Origin of the sequence: Clostridium sp. AM49-4BH, assembly GCF_003478335.1 — a bacterium.
Taxonomy (GTDB): domain Bacteria; phylum Bacillota; class Clostridia; order Lachnospirales; family Lachnospiraceae; genus Butyribacter.
Genome location: NZ_QUFB01000109.1, coordinates 1 through 2,347, shown reverse-complemented (window position 1 = coordinate 2,347; position 2,347 = coordinate 1). Strand labels below are relative to the sequence as shown.

Here is a 2,347-nt window from a genome sequence, read left to right as displayed (position 1 = left end):
TATAATGACTGGTTTAAAATATAGAAGGAAAATAATCGTTGTTCCAAGATTATCAAAATATGGTGAACATATTGATGATCATCAAACGCAAATTGCACAGTCTTTCTCATTATGAAGAATACATAAAAAACTGTGATATATTGGTATCTCATAGTGGGGTTGGAACTATAATGACTGGTTTAAAATATAGAAGGAAAATAATCGTTGTTCCAAGATTATCAAAATATGGTGAACATATTGATGATCATCAAACGCAAATTGCACAGTCTTTCTCAAAATTAAATTATGTTTTGATGTATTCAGATGAGGATAATAATATGGAACAACTTATAGTTGATGCTTTCTCAAAATTAAATTATGTTTTGATGTATTCAGATGAGGATAATAATATGGAACAACTTATAGTTGATGCAACAACAAAACATTTTTCAAATTATAGTTCGTGTAGAAATCAAGTTATAGATACAATAAGGCAATATATAGACTGCTGACAACTATTTGGTATTGTATATAACTATATGATTATCGGGTAAAAAAGAGGTAACGAATGAAAGTGTTGATTGTAAGTGTAGGGAAAATGGCTGGTGGAATAGAGAATTATACAATAAGTTTGGGAAAAGCTTTAAGGAGAATGAATTATGAAGTTTATTATGCGGTTCGTAAAAATAGTTGGTTGAATTCTCAATTAGACAGTAACAATAAAATATGTCTTGAATTGGGTATACATCTAATTCAAGACATAATTAAATTAAAGCTATATGTTAAGAAGAATAAAATAAATCTATTACATATTAACAGTAATAATGGATTATTAGTGAGTGTGGCAATAGCTTCAAACAGATATACAAAAAAATTAGCGGTTATTCATGGTGATGTCAAGGTTGACCAAATGAAAAAGGGAAAATTTATAGTGGCGATGTATTCTCTTCTTGAAACCTTTTTAATTAATCACTCTTGTAACAAATGCATTGCGGTATCAGAATCAATGAAAAACATTCTCTGTAATCGTGGTGTAAAAGAAGATAAGATAAAAATAATACACAATGCAATCGAACCATACCAATATGATTCTCTGCCAGATTATGAATCTGAAGTATTGCAAATGTGTAATGTGGGTAATTTGTTACCGATAAAGAATCAGATGACCATTTTAAGAGCACTATCTATTATTAATGATAAAAAAATGAATGTAAAAATACATTGTGATATATTTGGAGAGGGATATGAAAGAAGAGTCTTGGAGAAGTATATCATGGAAAAAAAAATAGATGTTCAACTAAAGGGATATGATAAAGATGTAAGAAGTACATTGAATAGATATAGTTTGTATATACATCCTTCTAAATATGAATCGTTTGGAATATCTATTTTGGAGGCGATGAATGCAGGTTGCTGTGTATTGGCAAATTCTGTTGGTGGAATTAAAGAAATTATTGATAATAAGACAGGATATTTAATAGATTGCTCTGATCCTGATGTATTGGCAGCACAAATTATATATTGTTATAATAATAGAGATGAAATAAGGGAAAAAGCGATTTGTGGCAAACAAAAATGCGCAACAGAATTTTTTGATTCTGTTATGGCACGTAATGTTGCATCTTTATACAGAGAGATGCTAGGAGATATATAATGGTATTTAAGGTTAAAATAAAAAAAAATTTACTTGCGGGCACAAAAATTAATAAATATTCTTTTTTAATGGTATTGTTATATATTATGCCTTTTGTTGACTCTGTTAGTGGAGCATTTCATGATGAACTGCCAATTGGACAGATATATCGACTCGTTTTATTTTTTTACATGTTAACTTTACTTATGACTGTGTCGAAAAGAACATTTATAAATGTTCTTTTTCCGTTTATGGTATTTTTGTTAATTCAAAGTATTGTTAGCAGTAATTATATTAAAGATTCACTGCAAGGTGTAATTAAACTTTTTACACCCATTATACTTGTTTCTTTAATTCAAACTCTTCAAAAGGAAAAGAAATATAAATTAGATATATTTAATCTAATGGATTTTTGGAGCATAGCGTATCCAGTGTTAATATTAGTGCCTGGACTAATGGGAATTGGAATTTCAGCATATGAAGGAGAAATTGGATGGAAAGGTTTCTTCTATGCTGTTAATGAAATATCATTCATTTTATCTAGTTTAGTTGCGTATATGTTTTGGAGACTAAATTTTAAATCTAATATGTATTCACTTTTTGTTTTGGCTTTTAATTGCCTTTGTGTGGCTTTAATGGGAACAAAGATGGGATACGACAACTGTTTTGTTTTTTTAATATTATTTATTTTGCATTTATGCGTAATGAAAATCAAAGCAAAGCTTAAAAATTTTA

At 28.5% G+C, this 2,347-nt stretch carries 3 protein-coding genes; all 3 read left to right on the top strand.

The annotated features are described in order from the left end of the window. Window positions 1-74: 74 nt before the first annotated feature. Complete coding sequence (locus tag DW981_RS14460) at window positions 75-491, top strand: glycosyltransferase (RefSeq protein ID WP_182434315.1); 417 nt, start codon at window positions 75-77, stop codon at window positions 489-491. A gap of 56 nt (window positions 492-547) precedes the next feature. Next, window positions 548-1,633, top strand: coding sequence for a glycosyltransferase family 4 protein (locus DW981_RS14455; protein WP_118508231.1), 1,086 nt, complete (start codon window positions 548-550; stop codon window positions 1,631-1,633). Next, a partial coding sequence (locus DW981_RS14450; protein WP_147352676.1) for an O-antigen ligase family protein occupies window positions 1,633-2,347 on the top strand: 715 nt, incomplete at its 3' end. The genes DW981_RS14455 and DW981_RS14450, both read left to right, overlap by 1 nt.